Raw genomic sequence first — 24,096 nt, forward strand, 5'->3', positions numbered from 1 at the left:
TCCTTGTACGCGCAATAAACAATACAAAAGTATTCAGTTATACCTTCAAAGGCCCAGCTGCTTGATCGCGCCCCGCGCCGCGGCCGCCCCGCTGGCCATCGACGCCGTCAGCAGGTAGCCGCCGGTCGGTGCCTCCCAGTCGAGCATTTCCCCCGCCACGAACACGCCCGGCACCGCGCTGGCCATGAGCACTTCGTCGAGCGCCTCGAAGCGCACGCCGCCTGCGGTGCTGATGGCTTCGTCGATGGGCCGGGTTGCGACCAGCCGCAGCGGCAGGGCCTTGATCGTTGCCGCCAGCTGCGCCGGGTCTTGCATCGCTTCGCGGCCCAGCGCCTCGTGCAGCACGCCGGCCTTGATGCCTTCCAGTCCGAGCCGGCTCTTCAGGTGGCTGCTGAGCGAGCGGGCGCCGCGCGGATGCTTCACGGCCGCCAGCACCTGCTCGGCGCTGCGGTCGGGCAGCAGGTCGAGCAGCAGCGTGGCGCTGCCGTGCGCGGCGATCTCGTCGCGCAGCAGGGCCGAAGCCGCATAGATCAGGCTGCCTTCGATGCCGGTGGCGGTGGCAACGAATTCGCCCTTGCGCGCGAAGCGGCGGCCCTGGCTGTCGGTGAACGAAATCGCGACCGACTTGAAGGGCTGGCCCGCGAAACGGCTCGCGAAATGCTCGCTCCATCCTGCCCCGTCGAAGCCGCAGTTGGCAGGCAGCAGCGGCGCGACATCGATACCGCGCGCCTGCAGCCACGGCGCCCATGCGCCATCGGAACCCAGCCGCGCCCAGCTCGCACCACCGAGCGCGAGCACCACCGCATCGGCCTTCACGAGGGCCTCGCCCGTCGGAGTGGCAAAGCGCAGCGAGGCGGCGGCCAGCGATGCATCGCCGAGCCAGCGGTGGCGCATGTGGAACTGCACGCCCGCCGCGCGCAGCCGGTGCAGCCAGGCGCGCAGCAGCGGCGCGGCCTTCATGTCGGTCGGAAACACGCGGCCCGAGGTGCCGACGAAGGTCTCGATGCCGAGGCCGGCCGCCCATTCGCGCACCTGCTGCGGACCGAAGCGGGCGAGCATCGGTTCGAGCTGCGCACGGCGCTCGCCGAAGCGGCTCATGAACACATCGAAGGGCTCCGAGTGCGTGAGGTTCAGCCCGCCGCGGCCAGCCAGCAGGAACTTGCGGCCCACCGAGGGCATGGCGTCGTAGACGTGCACCTGCACGCCGGACGCGCTCAGGACTTCGGCCGCCATCAGGCCGGCCGGTCCGCCGCCGATCACGGCGACGGTTTGGGAAAGAGTCATTCGAGAGTTACCAGTTCGCCCTGCCCGGTCAGGAACGCGGCGCGCACCAAGGCACCGGGATAGGCATGTTGCACGGCCGCGCGATAGCGCTGCATCTGTGCGATCAATTCCGCGTCCCGTTCGGGGCGCGCAGCGGATTTGTAGTCGAGGATCCACCAGGCACCGCTGGCGCGCTCGCGCACCAGCCGGTCGATGCGCAGCGTCTCGCCTTCGTGGACCAGCGTCACTTCGTTGCCGTGCCAGTCGATCATGCGCTCATCCCACGCCCAGGCGCCGGCGCCCGCGCGGATGCGCTCGGCCAGCACCGCGGCGCCGCGCGCCTGCTGCGCGTCGAGCATGAATTCACGGGCCGCGGCGCGCACATGCGCGGGCGGCAGCGCCTCGCCCGGCAGCGCCCATTCGAGCAGCCGGTGCATCGCCTGGCCGAAGGCGGCAGCCCGCGCATCGACGGTAGCGCTTGCGGCTTTCCTGGTGGCCGGTGATTCCTTGGCCGCAGGCGCGAGCACGGGCATCTTCTTCATCGAGAAACTGCCGCCCCCGGTCTCCACCGGCAACGCGAGCAGCGGCTCATCGGCTTCGACGGGTTCGCACATCGATTCGAGCCGCGACCACCAGCTGCCCTCGTTGGCCCGGGCCGGCTGCACCGACGACAGCACGAGGCGCTCGCGTGCCCGCGTGGTTGCGACGTAGAGGCCGTTGAGCTCCTCGCGATGGCGCGCGCGCTGCTCTTCCTCGAGCAGCGTGGCCGCGCAGCCCGGCGGCGTCTTTTCGCTCGCCAGGAACACGAAGCGCGTGGGCGCGCTGTCGCTGCCTTTCCATTCGACCAGCACGCCCATGGTCTGGGCGCGCGGCGGCGGCGCGTCGCAGTCGAGCATGAGCACGGTGTCGGCCTCCAGGCCCTTGGCGCCGTGCACGGTGAGCAGTTGCACTGCATCGGGCACGGCGACGGATGGCGCCCTGACGCCGCCGGCGCGCAGCGCGCGCACCAGCGCATAGGGCGTGGCAAAGCGCGCGCCCTCGATCTCGAGCGAGGCCGCCAGCAGCCCGCGCAGATTGGCCAGCGCGCTCTGGCGCATGGCCGAAGGCATGGCGGCGCCGAACCTGGCCAGCACATCGCCATCGTGAAAGATCGCGCTGAGCGCGTCGTGCGGCGGCAGTGCGGCGAGCCAGCGCTGCCACTGCTTGAGCCTGGCGCCGGCCGCGGCCAGTTCCGCCGGCAGGCCCTCGCCTTTCTGGACCAGCGCGAACCAGCTCGACGACGGGTGCTCGCGCTGGCGCAGCGCCAGTTGCACCAGCGCATCGTCGCCAATGCCGAAGAGCGGCGACTTGAGCGCGCGCGCCAGCGAGAGGTCGTGCGCGGGCGACACCAGCGCATCGATCAGCGCCACCACGTCCTGCACTTCGGGGGCATCGTGCAATTCGTTCTTCTCGGGCTGCTGCACGGGAATGTGGCGCTGGCGCAGCGCGTCCTGCATGGCGGACAGCCGGTTGCGGCGGCGCGCCAGCACCATGATCTGGCGCGGCGGCGTGCCATCGGCAATACGCTGCGCGACCCAGCGCGCGGCCTGTTCGCATTCCTTTTGCAGCAGCTGCTCTTCGGGCAGCACCCGCGGCGTGACGAGGCTGTCGCGCCAGTGCAGCATGCCGTCGTCCGCGGGCGCGGCCTCGGCGGTGGTATCGAGGGCGCCGCGATCGATGGGCGGGAGCTTGAGCAGCTCGCCCTGGTCGTTGCGTTCGGTGGTGTGCGCGCGGTAGCCGTCGAACTCGCCGGCGTCCTGCGCGGCCAGCATCGCCTGGTTGACGAGGCCGACCACCGCACGCGCGTTGCGGTGGGTGTGGTCGCAATTGAGCAGCTCGCCGCCCAGCCCTTCGCGCACGAATTTCTTCGCGGCGATGAACACCTGTGGCTCGGCGCGGCGGAAGCGGTAGATGCTCTGCTTCGGGTCGCCCACGATGAAGACGCGCGGCGCTTTGCCGCCCGCGCCGGTGTAGGCACTGAGCCAACCGTAGAGCGCCTGCCACTGCAGCGGATTGGTGTCCTGGAACTCATCGATCAGCAGGTGCGCGATGCGCGCATCGAGCCGCTCCTGCACCCAGCCCGACAGCGCCGACTGGCCCAGCAGCAGTTGTGCGGCCTGTTCGACGTCGTTCATGTCGACCCAGCCATGGGCGCGCTTGACCTCGGCGAAGGCTGCGATCAGAAGGCGCGTGAGTCGCGTCATGCGCTGCTGGTAGAGCCAGGCCGCGTGCTGGGCCTGCGCGGCGCAGAGCGTCTGCAGCTCGGCCTCGGCCTCTTGCGCGGCGGGATATTTCTGCAGGTTCTTGTTGAGCCGGTCTTCGGTCGCGACGAAGAAGTTCTTGCGCAGGTGCGCCAGCGCGGACGCGAGCGACTCCTGCGGCGGCTCGCCGGTGCCGAACACGTCGATGACCGCATCGGCCGCTTTCTGCGGCGTCTTGTTGGCTTCGCGGCCGAGCGCGGCGGCGCGGTCGAGCCAGCGGCGCCGGGCCTGCTCGCCGCGCAGTGCCTCGGTCGGTTCGTCCAGGCCTTCGAGCGACGGATGCATGGCGCTGAAATGCTGCACCGCCGACGCCGGATCGGACAGCGAGAACTCGACCCGGCGCGTGAGCGCTTCGCCCAGGGCCTTGGCGGTCTGCGACCGGCCGTAGGTGGCGACGACGGCGTAGTAGTCGGCCAGCGCTTCCTTGTCGGCCGTCACCGCTTCGAAGAAGGGGCGCCAGGTCCGCGAGCGCGCCTCGGCATCGTCCTCGAGCAGTTCGTAGTTCGCGGGCAGGCCGAGTTCGCGCAGCACCGCCAGCGGCGCATTGCGCAGCAGGCCCGCGAACCAGGCGTGGAAGGTGCGGAACTGCACCGGCCGGCCGCCTTCGAGCAGGCGCCTGTAGAGGCCTTGCAGACGCGGCACGGCGGCCAGCGCGGCATCGGGCCCGACGCCGCGGATCACGAGCTCGCGCACCAGCTCCTCGGGGCTGCGTTCGGCGAACTGCTCGAGCCATTGGTCGAGCCGCTCGCGCATCTCGCCGGCGGCCTTCTTGGTGAAAGTGATGGCCAGGATCTCGTGCGGCTCGCAGGCGGATTCGCCTTCCTCGAGCAGCGCGCGCAGGATGCGCGACACCAGCATCCAGGTCTTGCCCGCGCCGGCGCAGGCTTCGACGGCCACCGAGCGCCGCGGATCGCAGGCGACGGTATAGAAGGCCTCGCGCGTGACGTGCCGGCCGTTGTGTTCGTAGGCGGCGCCGTTCATTTCGCGGGCCCTCCCTCGGCCAAAGACGAAAGCGGGGCCTGTTCGATCTCCCAGAAATCCTTGCGGCAAAGGCCGCGCGCCGCGCAGTAGTCGCAGACGGCGCCCTCCCCCAGCGGCGGCAGCGCCGCGCCCTCGGCGATGCGGGTGAAGTCGTCGAGGATGCCGGCCACCAGCGCATCGCGCGCCTCCACCACCACGGGCTGCTCGACGGTCTGCGTGCCGGACGACTTCTCGCCGACGTTGACGTAGGCCGCGCGCAGCGTGTCGTCGGCCACCAGCGCGGCATAGAAGGCGAGCTGCGTGTCCTCGGTCGGGTCCTTCACGCGCTCCTTGGTGACAGCGGCCGATTCGGTCTTGTAGTCGATCACGAAGGCCTGGCCGTCCGGCATGCGGTCGATGCGGTCCAGCCGGCCGACCAGCTGCAGGCTGCCCAGCGGCTGTTCCATCCAGGGCTCGGATTCGGCGAACACGGCGCCGCTCGCCTCGTGTCCGGCAAGCCATTGAAGATAGCCGTCGCGCACCGCCGGCCATGCCGCGGCGAAGGGCAGGAACTCGGCATCGGACAGTCCGAACTCGCGTGTGGCGCGCTCGGCCGCTGCACTGATGTACGCCACACGCTCGGCGGCATCGCTGGTCGGCTTCTCCTTCAGCGCCTCGTGGAAATGGCCCAGCACGGCATGCAGCCAGTTGCCGAAGTCGCGCTTGTCGACTTCGGCATCGAGCTCGTCGGCACTTCGCAGGCCCAGCTGCCGCAGCGCGAAGAAGCGGTAGGGGCAACGGCGCAGGTCTTCATAGACGCTGGTCGAGATGTTGCGCAGTGGCAGCAGCGCCCCGGACGGCGTCGGGTAGGCGGTCGGCTGCAGCGCCACCTCGCGCGGCGTGCGCGGGTCCGCCGCCATCTGCAAGGCGTGGTCGAGTTGCAGCGCCTGCACCAGCGGGCTCGGACGCACCGGCTCGCCGCTCGCATCCGACTGGCGCCACAGCACTTCGCAGCGCGGGTTGCACAAGGCCGCGGCCCAGGCCGAGCGTTGCGCGGCCTCGAGCGTTTCGCGCGCGGGCAGGCCCAGTTCGGCGCGCTGCGCGGCACTCCAGTTGCCGGGCGGCTCGGGCGATGCGGGCAGGCGCCGGTCGTCACAGCCGGGAATGACCACGGCGCCGAACGCGCGGCCCAGCAACTGGTGCAGCGGCAGCACCACCACCTGCGGCGCCTCGTTGCCGGCGGGCGGCACGAAGCTGGCGTCCTCCAGCACGTCGCGCACCCAGGCCGTGAACTCGGCCAGCGTGTGGCGTCCGCCGGGAAATTCGTCGTCGTCGCCGTGGGCATCGGCATCGAGCCACAAGGCGCCGATCACCTTGGCGCCGGCCATGTCGGCTGCGAGCGGCTCCCATTGCTCCCCGGCCTCGAGCAGTTCGCGCAGCGCGCGCAGCCAGTCGGCCAGGGGCCGCGAGCGGGCCATGGCCATGCGGCGGCCTTCGACGGCTTCGGTGAAAGGCAGCAGCGCGATGTCCTGCGGCTTCTCGCTGCGCGCGGCCTGGCCGCACCAGGCGGACCACTCGCGCACGCCTTCGCGCCGCAGCCGGGCTTCGAGGGCCTGGGTGGCGAGCGCATCGCCGTCGGCGCCGCTCTTGAGCCATTCGAGCACCTGGTCGCTGCCGGCGTCGTGCGCGCAGGCGCGCAGCGCGCTCATCACGGTGGCGGCGGCGCGCGTGGTGGAAAGCTTCCAGCCGGTTTCGTCGTGCGCCGTGACACCCTGCGCCTGCAACTGCGCGCCGATGCGCCGCGTGAGCGCCCGGTCGGTCGCGATCAGTGCCACCGGCGCGCGGCCCTCGGCCAGGTGCCGCAGCACGCAGGCGGCGGCCAGTTCCGCCTCGTCTTCAGGGTCGGCGGCGACATGCGCGGCCGCCGTGATGGCCGCAGGGCTCACGGGCACCAGCGAGAGATGGATGGCGCGGTCGCCCCACAGGCTGCAGAGCGTCTGCGTGAGCGGATCGGCCTGGAAGCCTTCGAGCACGATCAGCGCATCGACCTGCGCACGCACCGTGTCGCGCAGCAGCACATCGGTGGCATAGCCCGAGTTGGCGGCCCAGGCCACCGCGACGCGGATCAGCGCGCTTTCAATGCGGAACCATTCCGACTCGCTGCCCGCATCGGCCACCTGGGCCGCGCGCTGCGCCCATTCGCCGCCGCGTACCTCGGGCAGCGCGGCGGCCGCCAGGGGCGCCAGCTGGTAGGCCAGCTCGACCACGCGCCCGGCCAGCGCGAAGCGTTCGGCGGCAAAGCCGGCCTGCGACAGCAGCGCTTGGGCCGTGACCAGGTCGCGCGCCATGTCGAAGGCGATGTCGTAGCCCGTGGGCAGGAAGCCCCCTGCGCTGCGTGCCCAGTTGCGCGTGGTCTCGAAGCGCGGCGCGAAGCCGGGGCTGCCGCAGCGCGACCACATGCCGTGGGCCACACCCATCAGTTGCGCGTACGGCACCAGCACCACGGTGCGCGCCGCATGCAGCCCGTGCTGCGCAACGGCGCCGGCAATGCGCGCGACGACGCCCTCGGCGGGGTCGCACCACAGGGCCTGGACGGGGTGGCCTTCGTTCATGTTCTATCGAGGGGTTGGAGGGCGTGGAGGCGCAACGCGCAAAGGGCTTTTGCTATCGGCGCCATAGCGTTCCCGCATGGCACCCCACCCCTTGGTTTCTGTCACAATGACCAGCACTTTAGCTGCACCGAAACTCTCCGCGCACAAGGACACATCACATGGCCAGCGACCTGATCAAACACATCTCCGATTCTTCCTTCGAAGCCGACGTGCTCAAGTCCAGCCAGCCCGTGCTGGTCGACTACTGGGCCGAATGGTGCGGCCCCTGCAAGATGATCGCACCCATCCTGGACGAAGTGTCGACCGCCTACGAAGGCAAGCTGCAGATCGCCAAGCTCAACGTCGACGAGAACCGCGACATCCCGGCCAAGTTCGGCATCCGCGGCATCCCCACGCTCATGCTGTTCAAGGACGGCCAGCTGGCCGCCACCAAGGTCGGCGCCATGAGCAAGGCGCAGCTCACGGCCTTCATCGACCAGCAGCTCGCCTGAGGCATTTCACCCGGCCAGCGCGCAATGCGTTGGCCGGACGGTTTTTTGCTGTCATAATCTCCCACAGATCACCGGCCCCTTCGAGGTAACCGGTTCGAGTTCCCCGGTTTGTGAGGCAGCTCTCGCCTCACATCAAACCTCCCCCCGTTTTTCCGATCGATTGCCCCGCAAGGGGTCATTCCATGCACTTAAACGAACTCAAGGCACTCCACGTGTCTGAAGTCCTCAAGCAGGCTGAAGCGCTTGAGATCGAAAACGTCGGCCGCATGCGCAAGCAGGAGCTGATGTTCGCGATCATCAAGAAGCGCGCCAAGGCCGGCGAACAGGTCTTTGCCGACGGCGTGCTCGAAATCCTGCCCGACGGCTTCGGCTTCCTGCGCAGCCCCGACACCAGCTTCACGGCCAGCACCGACGACATCTACATCTCGCCGAGCCAGGTGCGCCGCTTCAACCTGCACACCGGCGACATGATCGAAGGCGAAGTGCGCACGCCCAAGGACGGCGAGCGCTACTTCGCGCTGACCAAGCTCGACAAGGTCAACGACGGTCCGCCCGAGCAGAACAAGCACAAGGTGATGTTCGAGAACCTGACGCCGCTGTTCCCCAAGGAGCAGATGAAGCTGGAGCGCGACGGCATCAAGAGCGACGAGAACATCACGGGCCGGATCATCGACATCATCGCCCCCATCGGCAAGGGCCAGCGCGCCCTGCTGGTGGCGCCGCCCAAGAGCGGCAAGACGGTGATGATGCAGCACATCGCCCACGCGATCAGCGCCAACTACCCCGAAGTGCACATGATGGTGCTGCTGGTGGACGAGCGGCCCGAAGAAGTGACCGAAATGCAGCGCACCGTGAAGGGCGAGGTCATTGCCTCGACCTTCGACGAGCCCGCTGCGCGCCACGTGCACGTGGCCGAAATGGTGATCGAGCGCGCCAAGCGCCTGGTCGAGCTCAAGAAGGACGTGGTGATCCTGCTCGACTCGATCACCCGCCTCGCGCGCGCCTACAACAATGTCGTGCCCTCGTCGGGCAAGGTGCTGACCGGCGGCGTCGACTCCAACGCGCTACAGCGCCCCAAGCGCTTCCTGGGCGCCGCGCGCAACGTCGAGGAAGGCGGCTCGCTGACCATCATCGGCACCGCGCTGATCGACACCGGCAGCCGCATGGACGAAGTGATCTTCGAAGAGTTCAAGGGCACCGGCAACTCCGAAATCCACCTGGACCGCCGCCTGTACGAAAAGCGCGTGTTCCCGTCGATCCAGCTCAACCGCAGCGGCACGCGCCGCGAAGAGCTGCTGCTGGCGCCCGAGATCCTGCAGAAGACCCGCATCCTGCGCCAGCTCATGTACAACATGGACGAGATCGAGTCGATGGAGCTCATGCTCAAGAACATGAAGGCGACGAAAACGAATGTCGAATTCTTCGACATGATGCGTCGCGGAGGCTGAGCACCACGCTCGCCGCAAAAGCGCGTTGGCCCTCGGGTCAACGCGCTTTTTTCATGGGCGGTCGATGATGCGGATCGCCCGGCCCTCGGCCGCGCTCTGCTGGCCGATGTCGAGCAGTTCCATCAGCGCGACAGCCTGCTCGGGCGGCACCGGGTTCGGGCCGTTGCCCAGGATCGCGTCGCGCACCGCGGCGTAGTAGTCGAGGTAGTTGCCGGCCCGCGTGGGCCAGACCCGGCGCTGCGGCTCGCCGCCGTCGCTGGCGGGCACCACGAGTTCGCCGTCCTGCGGATCGGCGCCCCACCCCGCCATCGGCGGCCGCTGGCCGGCGCGCAGCGCGTCTTCCTGCGGATCGACGCCGTGCTTGATGTAGCTGCCGCGCGTGCCATGGACGATGTAGCGCGGCGCGGCATGGGCCGCGAGCGTGGTGGCGTGCAGCACCACGCGCAGCGGTGCATGCGGGCCGCTTTCGTAGCGCAGCACGGCGTGGAAATAGTCCTCGACCTGCGCGCCGTCGCGCAAGGCCGCGGTGTCGAGCTGCAGCGTGTCGGGCCTTCCGAACAGCTGGACCGCCTGGTCGACCAGATGAGCGCCCAGGTCGACCCAAAGGCCCGCGCCCGGCACTTTCTGCTCGCGCCAGCGGTCGCGCACCTCGGGGCGAAAGCGGTCGAAATGCGATTCCAGGTACACCAGCCGGCCGAGTTCTCCGCTCGCCAGCAGGTCCTTGAGCGTGAGGTAGTCGGCGTCGAAACGCCGGTTCTGATAGACCGCCAGCACACGATTGTTGCGCCGAGCCAACAATTCGAGCTCCCTGGCTTCGGCCACGTCGAGCGTGAACGGCTTGTCCACCACCACATGCTTGCCGGCCTCCAGGGCCGCCTTGGCCACGGGATGGTGCTGGGCGTTGGGGGTGGCCACCACCACCAAGTCGATGTCCGGCCGGCCCACGAGCGCGGCCGCATCGGGCACCACGGCCACGCCAGGCCAGTCGGCGTGGACCTTGTGCGGGCGGGAGCTTGCCACGGCCGCCAGTTCGAGCCCGGGCACGGCCGAAAGCACCGGCGCATGGAAGGTCTGGCCGGCAAAGCCATAGCCGACGAGGCCGGCGCGCAGGGTTCTGGAGGTCATCTGGAGGGCCGTCCTTCGCTCAAATCAGGACAGTATGCGATAATCGCCGGCTCCGCGAAAAGTGCAGCCGGGCGTCTTGCCCTGCGAATTCCCTCCTGGGAACGGCTTGCCCCTCTTGGGCACGCTTGTGGCTCTCGCATCGACCCCAAAGGAAAGACCATGGCAAAAGAAGGCATCCACCCGAACTACCGCGAAATCCTGTTCGTCGACATGTCGAACGGCTTCAAGTTCGTGACCCGTTCGTGCGCGAACACCAAGGAAATGGGCAAAACCGACGACGGCCGCGAGCTGCCGCTGTTCAAGCTCGACACCACGAGCGAATCGCATCCGTTCTACACGGGCACGCAAAAGTCGGTCGACAACATGGGCGGTCGCGTCGAGAAGTTCCGCAACCGCTTCGGCAAGACCACCGGCGCTGCTTCCAAGTAAAGCACGCGCTTTCGCATCGAGGGCAGCCCGGTTTACCGCGCTGCCCTTTTTTTCTTTCCCAAGACCGACGTTCATTCCCACCCTGTGAATCAGCCCACTCCCGCGATCGTTGCCCAGAGCGCCGTGCGCCGGCTGCCGCGCCTGGCACTGCTGCTGCTGTGCGCCGCCTACCTGCTGCCGGGCCTGGTGGGGCGCGGCCCCTGGAAAAGCGCCGACATCACCTCCTTCGGCTACATGGCCGAACTGGCGCGCAACACCGAAGGCATCTCCCGCTGGTTCGATCCCCTGCTGCTGGGCCTGCGCCCTGAAACGCCGGCGCTGCTTCCCTACTGGATCGGCGCCTGGGCCATCAAGATCGCGCCCTCCTGGGTGAACCCCGACCTGGCGGTGCGCATCGTCTTTGCGCTGCTGCTCTGGGGCACCTTCACCGCCACCTGGTACGCGGTCTACTACCTCGCGCGCACCTCGCGGGCCCAGCCGGTGGCGTTCGCCTTCGGCGGCGAGGCGCGGCCCACCGACTACGCCCGCGCCATTGCCGACGGCGGCCTGCTGGCGCTGATCGCCTGCCTGGGCCTCGCCCAGCTGGGCCATGAAACCACGCCGGCGCTGGCACAGCTGTATTTCGCGTCGCATCTGTTCTATGGCGTGGCGGCACTGCCCTACCGGCGCACCGGACCGGTCATCGCACTGCTGGTCGGCACCATCGGCATGACCCTGAGCGGCGGTCCCACGGTCGGCCTCGCGCTGGCGGTGGGCAGCGCGCTATTCATCGCCTACGAGCGGCGCACCGCCAGCGCCGATTCCGACGAAAGCCCCGGCTACACCCGCGGTGCGCTCGCCACGATGAGCGCGGTGGCGCTGGTGGCCGCGGCATTGGCGCTCGGGCTGGGCCTGCTGCAATGGAAGATCCAGCTGCCGGGCCATCATCCGAGCAGCACCTCGGTGCTGGGCGACGTGCGCAGCCAGGCCAAGCTGCTGGTGTGGTTCACCTGGCCGGTCTGGCCGCTCGCGATCTGGACGCTGTGGCGCTGGCGCCGCCAGCTCACCGCGCGCCATGTGGCGCTGCCGTTCTGGTTTGCGCTGGTGCCGCTGGCCGCGACCTGGACCACCGACTATTCCGACCGCTCGCTGCTGCTGGCGCTGCCCGCACTCGCGACGCTGGCCGCCTTTGCCCTGCCGACCTTCCGGCGCAGCGCGGCGGCGCTGATCGACTGGTTCAACGTGCTGTTCTTCAGCGGACTGGCCGTGCTCGGATGGATCTACTGGATCGCGATGCAGACCGGCGTGCCGACCAAGCCGGCCGCCAGCGTGGCACGGCTGGTGCCCGGGTTCGTGCCAGGGTTCTCGCCCACCGCATTCGCGCTGGCGCTGGCCGCCACCATCACCTGGTGCTGGGTGGTGCGCTGGCGCACCGGGCGCCACCGCGCGGCGCTCTGGAAAACGCTGGTGCTGCCGGCCGGCGGCACCGCTCTGTGCTGGATGCTGCTGATGACGCTGTGGCTGCCTCCGATCGACTACGCGCGCAGCTACGCGCCTCAGGTGCGGGCGGTGGCCGAGCGGGTCGGGCAGCCGAGCTGCATCGCCGAGCTTGCGCTGAGCCGCGCGCACATTGCGGCGCTGCGGCATCACGGCCAGTTCAACCTGCAGCCGCTGCTGCTCGGCACCGATTGCCCCTGGCTGCTGGTCAGCCCCGAAACCATCGAGCGGCTGCACACCATCATCCGCCTGGAGCACTGGCGTTTCAGCGGCACGCTGCGGCGGCCCAGTAGCGCGAGCGACGACCTGCTGCTCTACCAGAAGATTGCGCCCTAGCAAGTGAGCGGCGAACGAGGCCTGATTGCGCGGCACGCCGGCACGGTGCTGGTGGGCCAGCTGGCCGTGATGGCGTTCGGCGTGACCGACACCATCGTGGCCGGCCGCTATTCCGAGAACGCGCTGGCCGCGCTGTCGGTGGGCGCGGCCGTCTTCATCAGCGTGTTCGTCTCGCTGATGGGCGTGCTGCAGGCGCTGCTGCCGGTCTGGGCGGAGCTGCACGGCGCGGACCGCAGAAGCGAAGTCGGCCGCTCCGTGCGGCAGTCGCTCTACCTGGCTGCCATCGCGATTGCCGTCGGCATGGCCGTGCTGCTGCTGCCGGGCGCGGTGCTGCGCTGGACCCAGGTGCCGCCCGCGATGCGCGGCGAAGTGGAAACCTATCTGGGGGTGCTCGCCTTCGCATTGCCGCCGGCCCTGCTGTTCCGCCTGTTCAGCACCCTGAACCAGAGCCTGGGCAAGCCGCAGGTGGTGACCTGGCTCCAGCTGGGCTCGCTGTGCGTGAAGCTGCCGCTGTCGATCTGGTTCGCCTTCGGCGGCGCGGGCCTGCCGGCCATGGGCCTGGTGGGCTGCGCCTGGGCCACGCTGTGCGTGAACTGGGCCATGCTGGCCTGCGCCGTGTGGCTGCTGCGCAGCAGCGCCTTCTACCGCGACTACCGGCTCTGGGAACGCATCGAAGCGCCCGACTGGCGGCAGATCCGCCAGTTCGCGAGCCTGGGCATTCCCGGCGGCCTGGCCGTGCTGGTGGAAGTGACCTCGTTCACCCTGATGGCGCTGTTCATTGCGCGCCTGGGCACCGCCGCCGCCGCCGCGCACCAGATCGCCTCGAACCTGCTGGCGGTGGCCTACATGGTGCCGCTCTCGCTGGCCATTGCCACCAGCGCGCGCGTGAGCTTCTGGCTCGGCGCCGGAAAGGCCGCCAAGGCCCGCCGCGCCTGCCGCCTGGGCTTCGAGCTCACTGCCCTTTGCGCGCTGTTCTTCGCGGGCGCCATGGTGGCGCTGCGCTTCAGGCTGGCCCACGTGTATTCCGACAATCCGGCCGTCATCGCAGTGGCCGCGGCGCTGCTGCTGGTGGTGGCGGCCTATCACTTTGCCGATGCGCTGCAGACGCTGTGCGTGTTCGTGCTGCGCAGCTACCGCGTCACGCTGGTGCCGCTGGTGGTCTATTGCACGCTGCTCTGGGGAGTGGGCCTGGGCGGCAGCTACCTGCTGGCCTACCGCGGGCTGGGGCCCTGGCCCGCCATGCAGTCGCCGCTGGCGTTCTGGCTCATGAGCGCCGGAGCGCTCGCGCTCACGGCCTTGCTGTTCGGAGCGCTGCTGCGCTGGACGATGCGCCGCTCACTTCGCTAGCAGCCGCGCTTCCCGCACGCGGGTTGCCGGGAACACCAGCGCGAAACGCGAGCCCTTGCCCACCGTGCTCTGGATCCGCAGTTCGGCGCCATGCCGCTGCGCGATGTGCTTCACGATGGCCAGGCCCAGGCCGGTGCCACCGGTTTCGCGCGAGCGGCTGCGGTCGATGCGGTAGAAGCGTTCGGTCAGGCGCGGGATGTGCTCGGCAGCAATGCCGGGGCCGGTGTCGCGCACCGCGTATTCGCCGCGCCCGTCGGGCAGCAGCCGCCAGCTCACCGCGACCTCGCCGCCGCCGGGCGTGTAGCGGATGGCGTTGCTCAGCAGGTTCGACATGGCGCTTTGCAGCTCTGTCGGGGCGCCCGAGATTTCAGATTCGGCCTCGATCGCGAAGGAAAGGCGATGCCCCTGCGGCGCGAGCCGGCCCGACAGCCCCCGTCCCTCGTCTTCGCACTGGGCGAGCAGCGCACGGATGCGGATCCACTGGTTGCCCGATGGCGCCGCACTGCCCTCGAGCCGCGACAGCGTCAGCAGGTCGTTGACCAGGGTTTCCATGCGATGCGACTGCTGGCTCATGAGCGAGAGGTAGCGCGCGCGCTCGTCCGCATCGAGCGGCAGGTTCTGCAGCGTTTCCACAAAGCCCGCCAGCACGGTGAGCGGCGTGCGGATCTCGTGCGACACGTTGGCGACGAAGTCGCGCCGCATGGCTTCGGCCTGCTCGACCGCCGTGATGTCGCGCGTCAGCAGCATGCGGCGGTTGCCCGCATAGGGATGCACCTGCACCGACAGGCGCACCGGATGGCTGCGCTGGTGCCCCTGCCCGGGGCCTGAGGCATCGATGACCACATCGCGGCTGTAGTTCCACGAGGCCAGGTAGGCCACGAAGGCCGGGTCGCGGACCAGGTTCGCAAGATGCTGCAGCAGATCCCGCTCGGCATCGATGCCGAACTGGCCGGCTGCCGTCTGGTTGCACCACTCGATGCGGCCCTGCTCGTCGAGCAGGATCACGCCGTTGGGAGAGGCCTGGATGGCGGCCAGGAATTCCTGCAGGCGGTCTTCGGCCTGGCGGGTCTGCTGTTCGCGGTCGCGCAGCAGCTTGCGGATGCGCTCCGCGAGCTCGCCCCACACGCCGGCGCCGCGCGTCGGCAGGCCCGCCGCGTTGTTGCGAAGCACCTTGAGCAGGCGCTCGGCCCGCCAGGCGTCGAGCGCGAGCCACAGCACCGCGCCCAGCCAGGCGCCCAGCCATCCGAACTTCCAGCCGAAAATGGCTGCAGCGCCCACTCCCATTACGAGGGACGCTATTAGAAAAGTAGCAATACGGAAAGGCATGGCGGGCGATTATCCGCGCCCGCGGCCCGTGAAAGCAGCGGGGCTCAAACCGTGACTTGGGCCGTCAGGCGGTAACCCGCGCCGCGCACCGTCTCGACCATCGGCGAGGCGGCGCCCAGCGATTCGCGCAGGCGCTTGACGTGCACGTCGACCGTGCGTTCCTCGATGTAGACGTGGTCGCCCCAGACCTTGTCGAGCAGTTGCGCCCGGCTGTGCACGCGCTCGGCGTGCTGCATCAGGTAGGCCAGCAGCTTGAACTCGGTCGGCCCCACCTTGAGCGCATTGCCCTGCCAGGTGACGCGGTGCGTGGCGGTGTCGAGCGCGAGCTCGCCGATCTCCACGCGCTCGGTCACCACCTCGGGCGCGCGGCGGCGCAGCACGGCGCGGATGCGCGCGAGCATTTCCTGGGTGGAGAACGGCTTGGTGATGTAGTCGTCGGCGCCCGCATCGAGGCCGGCCACCTTGTCGGGCTCGTCGCCGCGCGCGGTGAGCATCAGGATCGGGATGGCCTTGGTGCGCGGGTCCTTGCGCCACTGGCGCGCGAGTTGCAGGCCGCTCTGTCCGGGCAGCATCCAGTCGAGCAGGATCAGGTCCGGCAGGAAGGCGTCGATCTCGCGTTGCGCTGCCGCGCCGTCTTCCGACCAGATCGGCTCGAAGCCGTTGTGGCGCAGGTTGACGGCGATCAGCTCGGCGATCGAGGACTCGTCTTCGACGATCAGGACTCGGGGTTTCTTCATGCTTTCTTTGGGAGACTTGCGCTCGCTCTGTTACTGCAGCGCCGATTCGATCTCTTGCATCGAAGTGTGCCGCACATCGGCGCCCTTGACGATGTAGATGATGAACTCGGCGATGTTCTTGGCGTGGTCGCCGATGCGTTCGATGGCCTTGGCCAGGAACAGCAGGTCGAGGCTGGCCGAGATCGTGCGCGGGTCTTCCATCATGTAGGTGACCAGCTTGCGCACGAAGCCGTCGAACTCCTTGTCGATCAGGTCGTCGTCCTTCAGGATCGACAGCGCCGCGGCCGTGTCCAGCCGAGCGAACGCGTCCAGCGCGGTACGCAGCAGGCCCGAGGCCAGGTCGGCCGCGATGCGCAGCTCGTTCGAGGGCAGCGCGCGGGCCGAGCCGCTCTCGATGATCGACTTGACCATGCGCGCGATCTTGTTGGCCTCGTCGCCCACGCGCTCCAGGTTGGCCGTGGTCTTGGAGATGGCGATCAAGAGGCGCAGGTCGCGCGCCGTCGGCTGGCGCCGCGCGATGATCGACGACAGCTCGCGGTCGATCTCGATCTCCATCGCATTGACGCGCGTCTCGGTTTCCATCACGCGGTCGGCAGCGTCGGGGTCGAACTGCAAGAGCGCATACACCGCCTGGTGGATCTGCGCCTCGACCATGCCGCCGAGCTCCATCACGCGCGACGAGACGCCGTTGAGTTCGCTGTCGAACTGGCTGGAGAGATGTTTTTCAGTCATGTGTGCCTCCTTGGCATCAGCCGAAACGGCCGGTAATGTAGTCCTCGGTCTCCTTGCGCTGCGGCTTGAAGAACATCTGTTCCGTCGCGCCGAACTCGATCAGGTCGCCCAGGTACATGTAGGCGGTGTAGTCGCTGCAGCGTGCAGCCTGCTGCATGTTGTGCGTCACGATGACCACGGTGTACTCGTTTTTCAGCTCGGCGATCAACTCTTCGATCTTTGCCGTGGAGATCGGGTCGAGCGCGGAGCAGGGTTCGTCGAGCAGCAGCACCTCGGGCTTGATGGCAATGCCGCGTGCAATGCACAGGCGCTGCTGCTGGCCGCCCGAGAGGCCCGAGCCGCTTTGCTGCAGCTTGTCGCGCACTTCGGTCCAGAGAGCGGCCTTCTTGAGCGCCCATTCCACGCGGTCGTCCATTTCGCTCGCGCTCAGGTTCTCGAACAGCTTCACGCCGAAGGCGATGTTGTCGTAGATCGACATCGGGAACGGCGTGGGCTTCTGGAACACCATGCCGACCTTGGCGCGGATCAGCGCCACGTCCTGCTTGGAGGTGAGCAGGTTCTCGCCGTCCAGCGCGATGGTGCCCTCGGCGCGCTGCTCGGGGTAGAGCTCGAACATGCGGTTGAAGGTGCGCAGCAGCGTCGACTTGCCGCAGCCCGACGGGCCGATGAAGGCCGTCACCTTGTTTTCGGGGATCTCGAGGTTGATGCCCTTGAGCGCATGGAACTTGCCATAGTAGAAGTTCAGGTCCTTGACCGAGATCTTCGAGCGCGACGGTTGTGCGGCGATGTTTGGCATGGTTGCTACTTCTTCTTGAATCAGAGTTTGTTGCGCGTGAGGACCCGCGCCAGGATGTTGAGGGCGAGCACGGCCACGGTGATCAGGAACACGCCGGCCCAGGCCAGCTGTTGCCAGTTCTCGTACGGGCTCATCGCGAACTTGAAGATCGTCACCGGCAGGCTGGCCATCGGCTGGCTGATGTCGGCGGTCCAGAACTGGTTGTTGAGCGCGGTGAAGAGCAGCGGCGCGGTTTCGCCCGCGATGCGCGCCACCGCCAGCAGCACGCCCGTGACCACGCCGGCGCGCGCCGCGCGCAGCGTGATGCTCAGGATGACCTTCCACTTGGGCGTGCCGAGCGCATAGGCCGCTTCGCGCAGCCCCGGCGGCACCAGCTGCAGCATGTTCTCGGTGGTGCGGATGACCACCGGGATCACGATCAGCGCGAGCGACAGCGCACCCGCCAGGCCCGAGAAGGTCTTGAAGTACGCCACCACCACCGCATAGATGAACAGGCCGATCACGATCGACGGCGCCGACAGCAGGATGTCGTTGACGAAGCGCGTCACCGACGACAGCCAGCCCTTGGGGTTGTACTCCGCCAGGTAGATGCCGGCCATGATGCCGATGGGCGTGCCCACGAAGGTGGCCAGCGCCACCATCACGAACGAGCCGAAGATCGCGTTGGCGATGCCGCCCGCCTCGTTCGGCGGCGGCGTCATCTCGGTGAAGGTGGCGAGCGCCAGGCCGCCCAGGCCCAGGCGCAGCGTTTCCCACAGGATCCAGACGAGCCAGAACACGCCGAACACCATCGCCGCGAGCGACAGCGTGAGCGCGATCTTGTTGACGCGGTTGCGCGCGGCAAACTTGGCCTGGCGCGTTTCGGCGAGCGCCTTCGCATTCAGCAGGTTTTGAGCGGTGCTCATGCCTTGGTCCCTTCGCTCTTCTTCATCTGGGCCAGCAGCACCTTCGACAGCGTCAGCACGACGAAGGTGATGAAGAACAGCACCAGGCCGAGGTACATCAGCGCGGCCTGGTGCAGGCCCGCGCCGGCCTCGGCGAATTCGTTGGCCAGTGCCGAGGTGATGCTGTTGGCCGCCTCGAACACGGAAAGCGAGTTGAGCTGGTTCATGTTGCCGATCACGAAGGTGACCGCCATCGTCTCGCCCAGCGCCCGGCCCAGGCCCAGCATGATGCCGCCGATCACGCCGGCCTTGGTGTAGGGCAGCACGACCTTCGACACCACTTCCCAGGTCGTGGAGCCCAGGCCGTAGGCCGACTCCTTGAGCAGCGGCGGCGTCACTTCGAACACGTCGCGCATCACCGAGGCGATGAACGGAATGATCATGATCGCGAGGATGATGCCGGCCGAGAGAATGCCGATGCCCACGGGCGGGCCGGACACCAGCGCGCCAAGGTACGGCACGCCGGCAAGCAGCTTCTGCAGCGGCTGCTGCACCCAGGTGGAAAGGATCGGCCCGAACACCAGCAGGCCCCACATGCCGTACACGATCGACGGCACGGCGGCGAGCAGTTCGATGGCCGTGCCCAGCGGACGCTTGAGCCAGCTGGGCGAGAGCTCGGTCAGGAACAGCGCAATGCCGAAGCTCACCGGCACCGCGATCACCAGCGCGATGACCGAGGTGGCCAGCGTGCCGTAGATCATGACCAGGCCGCCGTACTCGTTCTGCACCGGGTCCCAGACGCTGCTGGTCAGAAAGCCGAGGCCGTACTTCGAGATGGCGGGCCATGCGCCGGCAATCAGCGACAGCAGGATGCCGATCAGCATCGCGAGCGTGAGCAGCGCGGCGCCCTTGGCGGCCCAGCCGAACAGGCGGTCGGCCATGGGGCCCGAACGCGGTGCCTTGGCGGGCGGTGGTGCGGTGGCGCGGCCGCGTTCGGCCGCGAGGTCGAGCGTGGATGCGGAGGCAGGATAGGTGGATGACACGGGTCGCTCCGGCAATGACGAAAGCGGCGCATCCTCGAGCGAAGTGCTGCTCATGGGTGCGCCGTCCTGGGCTTGATGGGGTTGCTTACTTGAACGCGACCGGCTTGCCCGACGCGTCCTTCACTTCGCCCCATGCCTTGGCGATCGTGGCCTTCACGCCATCGGGCATCGGCACGTAGTCGAGGTCGTCGGCCGTCTTGTCGCCGCCCTTGTAGGCCCAGTCGAAGAACTTGAGCACCGTGGTGGCATTGGCGGGCTTGTCCTGCACCTTGTGCATCAGGATGAAGGTCGCGCCGGTGATGGGCCATGCGCCCTTGTCGGCCTGGTTGGTCAGCACCTGGTAGAAGCTCTTGTTCCAGTCGGCGGCGGCGGCGGCGGCCTTGAAGGCCGTGTCCTCGGGCGAGACGAAGTTGCCGGCCGCGTTCTGCAGCTGGGCGTAGGTCATCTTGTTCTGCTTGACGTAGGCGTACTCGACGTAGCCGATCGAGTTGGGCAGGCGGTTCACGAAGGCTGCGACGCCTTCGTTGCCCTTGCCGCCCGCGCCGGTGGGCCAGTTCACGGCCGTGCCTTCGCCGACCTTGGTCTTCCACTCGGCGTTGACCTTGCTCAGGTAGTTGGTGAACAGGAAGCTGGTGCCCGAGCCGTCGGCGCGGCGAACCGGTGCAATGGCGGCGTCAGGCAGGGCCAGCGAGCCGTTCAGCGCCTTGATGGCGGGGTCGTTCCACTTGGTGATCTTGCCCAGGTAGATGTCGCCCAGCACCTGGCCGTTGAGCTTCAGCTCGCCGGGCTTGATGCCGGGGATGTTCACCACGGGAATCACGCCGCCGATGACGGTGGGGAACTGCATCAGGCCCTTGGCCTGGAGTTCTTCGTCCTTCAGGGGCGCGTCGGACGCGCCGAAATCGACCGTCTTGGCTTCGATCTGCTTGAGGCCGGCACCCGAGCCGACCGACTGGTAGTTGATCTTGACGCCGGTGGCCTTGTTGAAATCGGAGGCCCACTTGGCATACAGCGGTGCCGGGAAGCTGGCGCCGGCGCCGGTCACGTCTTGTGCAAAGGCAGGAACTTGGGCAAACACCGCGGCCACGAGGCCGGCGGCTGCAAACTTGAAAGTCGTTTTCATGGAGGCTTCCTTTAGAAGTAAGAAGTAGTCCCTTTCGGGCTTGGAACGGACTCTAGAAAGCTTGTGTGACATCGGTGTGACACCCCGCTGTCGAGGGAAAATGCCGCCCTTTCCCCTGCGGCTCGTGTGACGCTGTCACACAACCGTCATTCGCCGCGCCTAGCCTTGCGAGCCTCGCCACCGGCGATCCGGAAGGCCGCGCGCCCGCCACGGCGCTACGATCGAAGCCACCCGCCTTCTTCCACGACAACTACATGCAAAACGGCACCCGCCTCGCCGCCGTCGATCTCGGCTCGAACAGCTTCAGGCTCGAGATCGGACAGGTCGACCACGGCCAGATCCACCGCACCGAGTACCTGAAGGAAACGGTGCGCCAGGGCAACGGCCTGGACAGCGCCCGCAATCTCACGGCCGAGGCCATGCAGCGGGGCTGGGACGCGCTCGCCCGTTTTGGCGAGCGGCTGGCCGGCTTCAAGCGCTCGCAGGTGCGCGCCGTCGCCACCCAGACACTGCGCGAGGCACGCAACCGCGAGGAATTCCTGCTGCGCGCGCGCACCATCCTGGGCTTCGGCATCGACGTGATCCCGGGCCGGGAGGAAGCCCGCCTGATCTACCAGGGCGTGGCGCACATGCTGCCGCACACCGACGCCTCCGACCGCGAGCGCCGCCTGGTGGTGGACATCGGCGGGCGCTCCACCGAAATGATCATCGGCCGCGCGCTCGACGCCGAGCTGATGGAGTCCTACCGCGTGGGCAGCGTCGCCTGGTCGATGAAGCACTTCGGGGAAGGCCTCTTCACCCAGGGCGCATTCCGCGCCGCCGAGGTGGCCGCCAAGGCGGTGCTGGACGACGCGCTGTCCAGCTACACCCGCGACCAGTGGGACGTGGCCTATGGCGCCTCCGGCACCATCGGCGCCGTGGGCGACGTGCTGGCCGCGGCGGGCGGCGAGCCAGGGCTCATCACCCGCGACGGCCTCGACTGGCTGGTCGACCGCCTCCTGAAGGCCGGCAGCACCGACAAGCTGCGCATCGACGGCATGCGCGAAGACCGCAAGCCGGTCATCGGCGGCGGCGTGAGCGTGCTGCGCGCGGTGTTCGACCTGCTCGACATCGAGGAGATGCGAGTCGCCCAGGGTGCGCTTCGCCACGGCGTGCTCTATGAACTGCTGGAGCGCGACGAGAGCGTGGCCGACATGCGCACGGCCACCGTGGCGCGGCTGGCGAGCCGGTTCGCGGTCGATGCGGCGCAGGCCAGGCGGGTGGGCGACACCGCGGCGGCCCTGTTCGTGCAGCTCACCCCGGCAGCGCGCGGCGGCAGCCCCGGCAGCCGCGCCGGGCGGGCGCTGCGCAAGCTCGGCTGGGCCGCGCAGCTGCACGAGATCGGCACGCTGGTCTCGCACAGCGACTATCACAAGCACGGCGCCTACATCCTCGACAACACCGACGCCCCGGGCTTTGCCGTCAACGAACTGCATGCGCTCGGCCAGCTGGTGCTGGGCCAGCGCGGGAAGCTGCGCAAGCTCGACGCCGCGCTCGACGACGAGACCTTCGTGACGCAGCTGCTGTCGCTGCGGCTGGCGGTGATCCTGTGCCATGCGCGCCGCGATCCCGATCCACAGGCGCTGCACCTTGCGGCGCTGGGCGCCAGGGCCTTCACGATTGCCTGCGCGCCCGACTGGGCCGAAGCCTATCCGCAGTCCGCGCACCTGCTGCGCGAGGAAGTGCTGGCCTGGCAGAAGACCAGCAGCTGGCGCGTGGAGCTCAGCGGGGCCTGAGCCGCCTCACTTCGGCCCACTTCGCCTCATTTCGGACTACTTCGCGTCGAGGCCGGCAGTGCGGGTGGCTTCCGCAGGAATCGCGCGCGGCTGGTCGCCCCCGAACATGCCGGCGTAGGCGGGCTGCACGATGCGGTCCAGCCCCTGCTTCAGCCCCTCGTGGGCCATCGCGGTGTCCTTGAGCAGGCCGTCGTAGCTGAAATAGGTGGGCTCGGTCACGTCGGCGGTATGCGCCGTCTGGTGCACGACGGACTGCCGCTCGTCCCTGAGCAGCTGCTCCACCGAAATGAAGGGCTTGAAGCTCGAGGTTGCATCGGCCGCGCCGTACGCCGTGGTGATCCGCAGGATCAAGGTGCTGTAGCCGGGCGTGGGCTGGAGCTCCGGCACCTTCATCTCGCCGGCCGGTCCGGTGGCGCGCATGAAGGGCGTCAGCTTCACTTCGCGGCCGCTTTCGCGCAGGCGCGCCGCCAGGCGCTCCGCGAACTGCCTGTTGAGCGTCATGGCCGCGCCGCTGTTCCTGACGGCCGCCGTGAACTCCTTGCTGCGCTGGTCGGTGCGGGCGGCCATGGTCATCCGGCTGTTGGTGTCGATGCTGAGGGCGAGCAGCGCGCCGATGGGCCCCAGGAGCAGCCCGGCAAATCCGGTGAGCCCCGAGCCGCCGCCATCCGTGACGATCAGCTGGTCTTCCTCGTTGTAGATGAGTTCGACCTTTGCGGCCGACCGGGTGGCTTCCTGGCGCGCCAGCAGCGTGGGTTTGGACGCATCGGCCGCACACCCCGCCAGGAGGGCGGTGGCGACGATCAGGGAGGTCAGCTTCTGCAACGACATGCCCGCGTCCAGGCGCAGCAGGTCCATGAAGCTTCTTGGCAGCGGGTTGGGCAGTTTCATGCGTGTTCCCCAGTGGTTTGGCCGATGTGAACCACTGTAGGAATCGCGCCGCCCGCGCACATGAGCGGTGCGCACTTTTTGCCGGGAGACAAGCGCCCCGCCACCCCTGCGCGCGGCCATGACAAAGCGCCTGCCCGCGGCCTCTGGCTGCGGCTAGCAGGGCCGCTTCACTTGGCGAGGAGGCTGGCGGTCCGGGTGGTGTCCGAACTGGCGAGGCGCGGCGGCGCGTCTTCGCCGAACATGCCGGCGTAGGCAGGCTGGACGATCCGGGCAAGGCCTTGCCGCAGGCCGTCCTGCGCCCTGGCCGTGTCCTGCAGCAGGCCGTCGTAGGCCAGGTAGGCCGGCTCCTCCAGGTCGGAGGTGTGGGTGGTCTGGTGAAGAACGGCCTGCTGTTCGTCCTGCAGCGACTGCTCGATCGCCACGAAGGGCTTGAAGCTCGACGTCATGTCGGGAGCCCCGTAGGTCGTGGTGACCCGCACGAGCAAGGTGCTGTAGCCCGGGGTGGGTTCGAAGCCGGGCGCCTTCATCTGGGCGAGCTCGCCGTCCATGCGCGCGGCGGGTGTCAGCTTCACTTCGCGGCCGCCGGACCGCAGGCGCGCCGCCAGCTGCTCCGCGAACTGCCTGTTGAGCGGCATCGCCCCGCTGCTTTTCACGGCGGCCGTGAACTCCTTGCTGCGCCGCTCGGTGCGGCTGGCCAGCGTCACCCGGGTGCCGACCTCCACGCCAAGGGCCACCAGCGTGCCGACAGGCCCGAAGATCCCGGCCCAGCCCACGATCGCCGAGCCACCGCCATCCATCACGGACAGCTGGTCCTGCTCGTTGTAGACGAGTTCGATCCTGGTGATCGAGCGGGTGGCATCGCGGCGAGCCTGCGGCGCGGGTTCGGGTGGGCTCGTGGCGCAGCCGGCCAGCAGAGCTGCAGAGATCAGCAGCGAAACAAGCGTCTTCATGGGGGCGGATGTAAGTTAAAGATGCAATTTGTGTCTAAATGCATCTCACGCAATC

General features: G+C 68.5%; 19 protein-coding genes. 6 read left to right on the forward strand and 13 right to left on the reverse strand.

The window, feature by feature from the left end; all coding sequences use genetic code 11:
- Positions 1-45: 45 nt before the first annotated feature.
- The 3 genes from VPA02S_RS00890 to VPA02S_RS00900 are packed head-to-tail and all read right to left on the reverse strand — an operon-like array spanning position 46 to position 7,135.
- Positions 46-1,284, reverse strand: a complete 1,239-nt coding sequence (locus VPA02S_RS00890) for a TIGR03862 family flavoprotein (protein ID WP_018906127.1) — start codon at positions 1,282-1,284, stop codon at positions 46-48.
- On the reverse strand, positions 1,281-4,544 hold the full coding sequence (locus VPA02S_RS00895; RefSeq protein WP_018906128.1) for a UvrD-helicase domain-containing protein: 3,264 nt from the start codon (positions 4,542-4,544) through the stop codon (positions 1,281-1,283). Before VPA02S_RS00895 ends, VPA02S_RS00890 begins: the two co-directional genes overlap by 4 nt.
- Positions 4,541-7,135, reverse strand: a complete 2,595-nt coding sequence (locus VPA02S_RS00900) for a PD-(D/E)XK nuclease family protein (protein ID WP_018906129.1) — start codon at positions 7,133-7,135, stop codon at positions 4,541-4,543. Before VPA02S_RS00900 ends, VPA02S_RS00895 begins: the two co-directional genes overlap by 4 nt.
- A 158-nt stretch (positions 7,136-7,293) precedes the next feature.
- On the opposite strand from VPA02S_RS00900, the gene trxA reads away from it, so the two are divergent.
- Complete coding sequence (trxA, locus tag VPA02S_RS00905) at positions 7,294-7,626, forward strand: thioredoxin TrxA (protein WP_012747433.1); 333 nt, start codon at positions 7,294-7,296, stop codon at positions 7,624-7,626.
- 182 nt (positions 7,627-7,808) lie between these two features.
- Positions 7,809-9,074, forward strand: coding sequence for a transcription termination factor Rho (gene rho, locus VPA02S_RS00910; RefSeq protein WP_012747432.1), 1,266 nt, complete (start codon positions 7,809-7,811; stop codon positions 9,072-9,074).
- A gap of 51 nt (positions 9,075-9,125) precedes the next feature.
- On the opposite strand, the gene VPA02S_RS00915 is transcribed toward rho, so the two are convergent.
- Positions 9,126-10,199, reverse strand: a complete 1,074-nt coding sequence (locus VPA02S_RS00915; RefSeq protein WP_012747431.1) for an oxidoreductase — start codon at positions 10,197-10,199, stop codon at positions 9,126-9,128.
- Positions 10,200-10,358: 159 nt separating this feature from the next.
- Here VPA02S_RS00915 and VPA02S_RS00920 point away from each other — a divergent pair, with 159 nt between their 5' ends.
- The 3 genes from VPA02S_RS00920 to VPA02S_RS00930 all read left to right on the forward strand — a co-directional run bounded on the left by VPA02S_RS00920 (position 10,359) and on the right by VPA02S_RS00930 (position 13,787).
- Positions 10,359-10,628, forward strand: a complete 270-nt coding sequence (locus tag VPA02S_RS00920) for a type B 50S ribosomal protein L31 (protein WP_007836661.1) — start codon at positions 10,359-10,361, stop codon at positions 10,626-10,628.
- Positions 10,629-10,712: 84 nt separating this feature from the next.
- Positions 10,713-12,440 (forward strand): membrane protein, encoded by a 1,728-nt coding sequence (locus VPA02S_RS00925; protein ID WP_018906130.1) that lies wholly within the window; start codon positions 10,713-10,715, stop codon positions 12,438-12,440.
- 3 nt (positions 12,441-12,443) lie between these two features.
- A complete protein-coding gene (locus VPA02S_RS00930) occupies positions 12,444-13,787 on the forward strand; it encodes an MATE family efflux transporter (protein ID WP_018906131.1) in 1,344 nt (447 codons plus the stop codon).
- Here the strand turns inward: VPA02S_RS00930 and phoR are convergent.
- Genes phoR through pstS form a run of 7 tightly spaced genes read right to left on the reverse strand, consistent with a single transcriptional unit; the run spans position 13,776 to position 20,428 of the window.
- Entirely contained in the window at positions 13,776-15,113 is a 1,338-nt protein-coding gene (gene phoR, locus VPA02S_RS00935) for a phosphate regulon sensor histidine kinase PhoR (protein ID WP_080642539.1), read from the reverse strand. The two genes, VPA02S_RS00930 and phoR, sit on opposite strands and share 12 nt — an antisense overlap.
- Before the next feature lie 44 nt (positions 15,114-15,157).
- Positions 15,158-15,850 (reverse strand): phosphate regulon transcriptional regulator PhoB, encoded by a 693-nt coding sequence (phoB, locus tag VPA02S_RS00940; RefSeq protein WP_012747427.1) that lies wholly within the window; start codon positions 15,848-15,850, stop codon positions 15,158-15,160.
- Between the two features lie 30 nt (positions 15,851-15,880).
- Positions 15,881-16,582, reverse strand: coding sequence for a phosphate signaling complex protein PhoU (phoU, locus tag VPA02S_RS00945; RefSeq protein WP_012747426.1), 702 nt, complete (start codon positions 16,580-16,582; stop codon positions 15,881-15,883).
- Between the two features lie 16 nt (positions 16,583-16,598).
- Entirely contained in the window at positions 16,599-17,378 is a 780-nt protein-coding gene (gene pstB / locus VPA02S_RS00950) for a phosphate ABC transporter ATP-binding protein PstB (protein ID WP_012747425.1), read from the reverse strand.
- Positions 17,379-17,398: 20 nt separating this feature from the next.
- Entirely contained in the window at positions 17,399-18,283 is an 885-nt protein-coding gene (gene pstA, locus VPA02S_RS00955; RefSeq protein WP_018906133.1) for a phosphate ABC transporter permease PstA, read from the reverse strand.
- Positions 18,280-19,359 (reverse strand): phosphate ABC transporter permease subunit PstC, encoded by a 1,080-nt coding sequence (pstC, locus tag VPA02S_RS00960; protein WP_012747423.1) that lies wholly within the window; start codon positions 19,357-19,359, stop codon positions 18,280-18,282. Before pstC ends, pstA begins: the two co-directional genes overlap by 4 nt.
- Before the next feature lie 31 nt (positions 19,360-19,390).
- Positions 19,391-20,428, reverse strand: a complete 1,038-nt coding sequence (gene pstS / locus VPA02S_RS00965) for a phosphate ABC transporter substrate-binding protein PstS (RefSeq protein ID WP_012747422.1) — start codon at positions 20,426-20,428, stop codon at positions 19,391-19,393.
- Between the two features lie 254 nt (positions 20,429-20,682).
- Between pstS and VPA02S_RS00970 the strand changes: the two genes are divergently transcribed.
- A complete protein-coding gene (locus tag VPA02S_RS00970; protein ID WP_018906134.1) occupies positions 20,683-22,203 on the forward strand; it encodes a Ppx/GppA phosphatase family protein in 1,521 nt (506 codons plus the stop codon).
- 36 nt (positions 22,204-22,239) lie between these two features.
- Here VPA02S_RS00970 and VPA02S_RS00975 read toward each other — a convergent pair whose 3' ends face one another.
- Positions 22,240-23,091, reverse strand: coding sequence for a hypothetical protein (locus VPA02S_RS00975; protein ID WP_012747420.1), 852 nt, complete (start codon positions 23,089-23,091; stop codon positions 22,240-22,242).
- Positions 23,092-23,258: 167 nt separating this feature from the next.
- Positions 23,259-24,041, reverse strand: a complete 783-nt coding sequence (locus VPA02S_RS00980; protein ID WP_018906135.1) for a hypothetical protein — start codon at positions 24,039-24,041, stop codon at positions 23,259-23,261.
- Positions 24,042-24,096: the final 55 nt, after the last annotated feature.

The sequence above is a fragment of the Variovorax paradoxus NBRC 15149 genome (assembly GCF_001591365.1).
In the GTDB taxonomy this organism is placed as follows: domain Bacteria; phylum Pseudomonadota; class Gammaproteobacteria; order Burkholderiales; family Burkholderiaceae_C; genus Variovorax; species Variovorax paradoxus.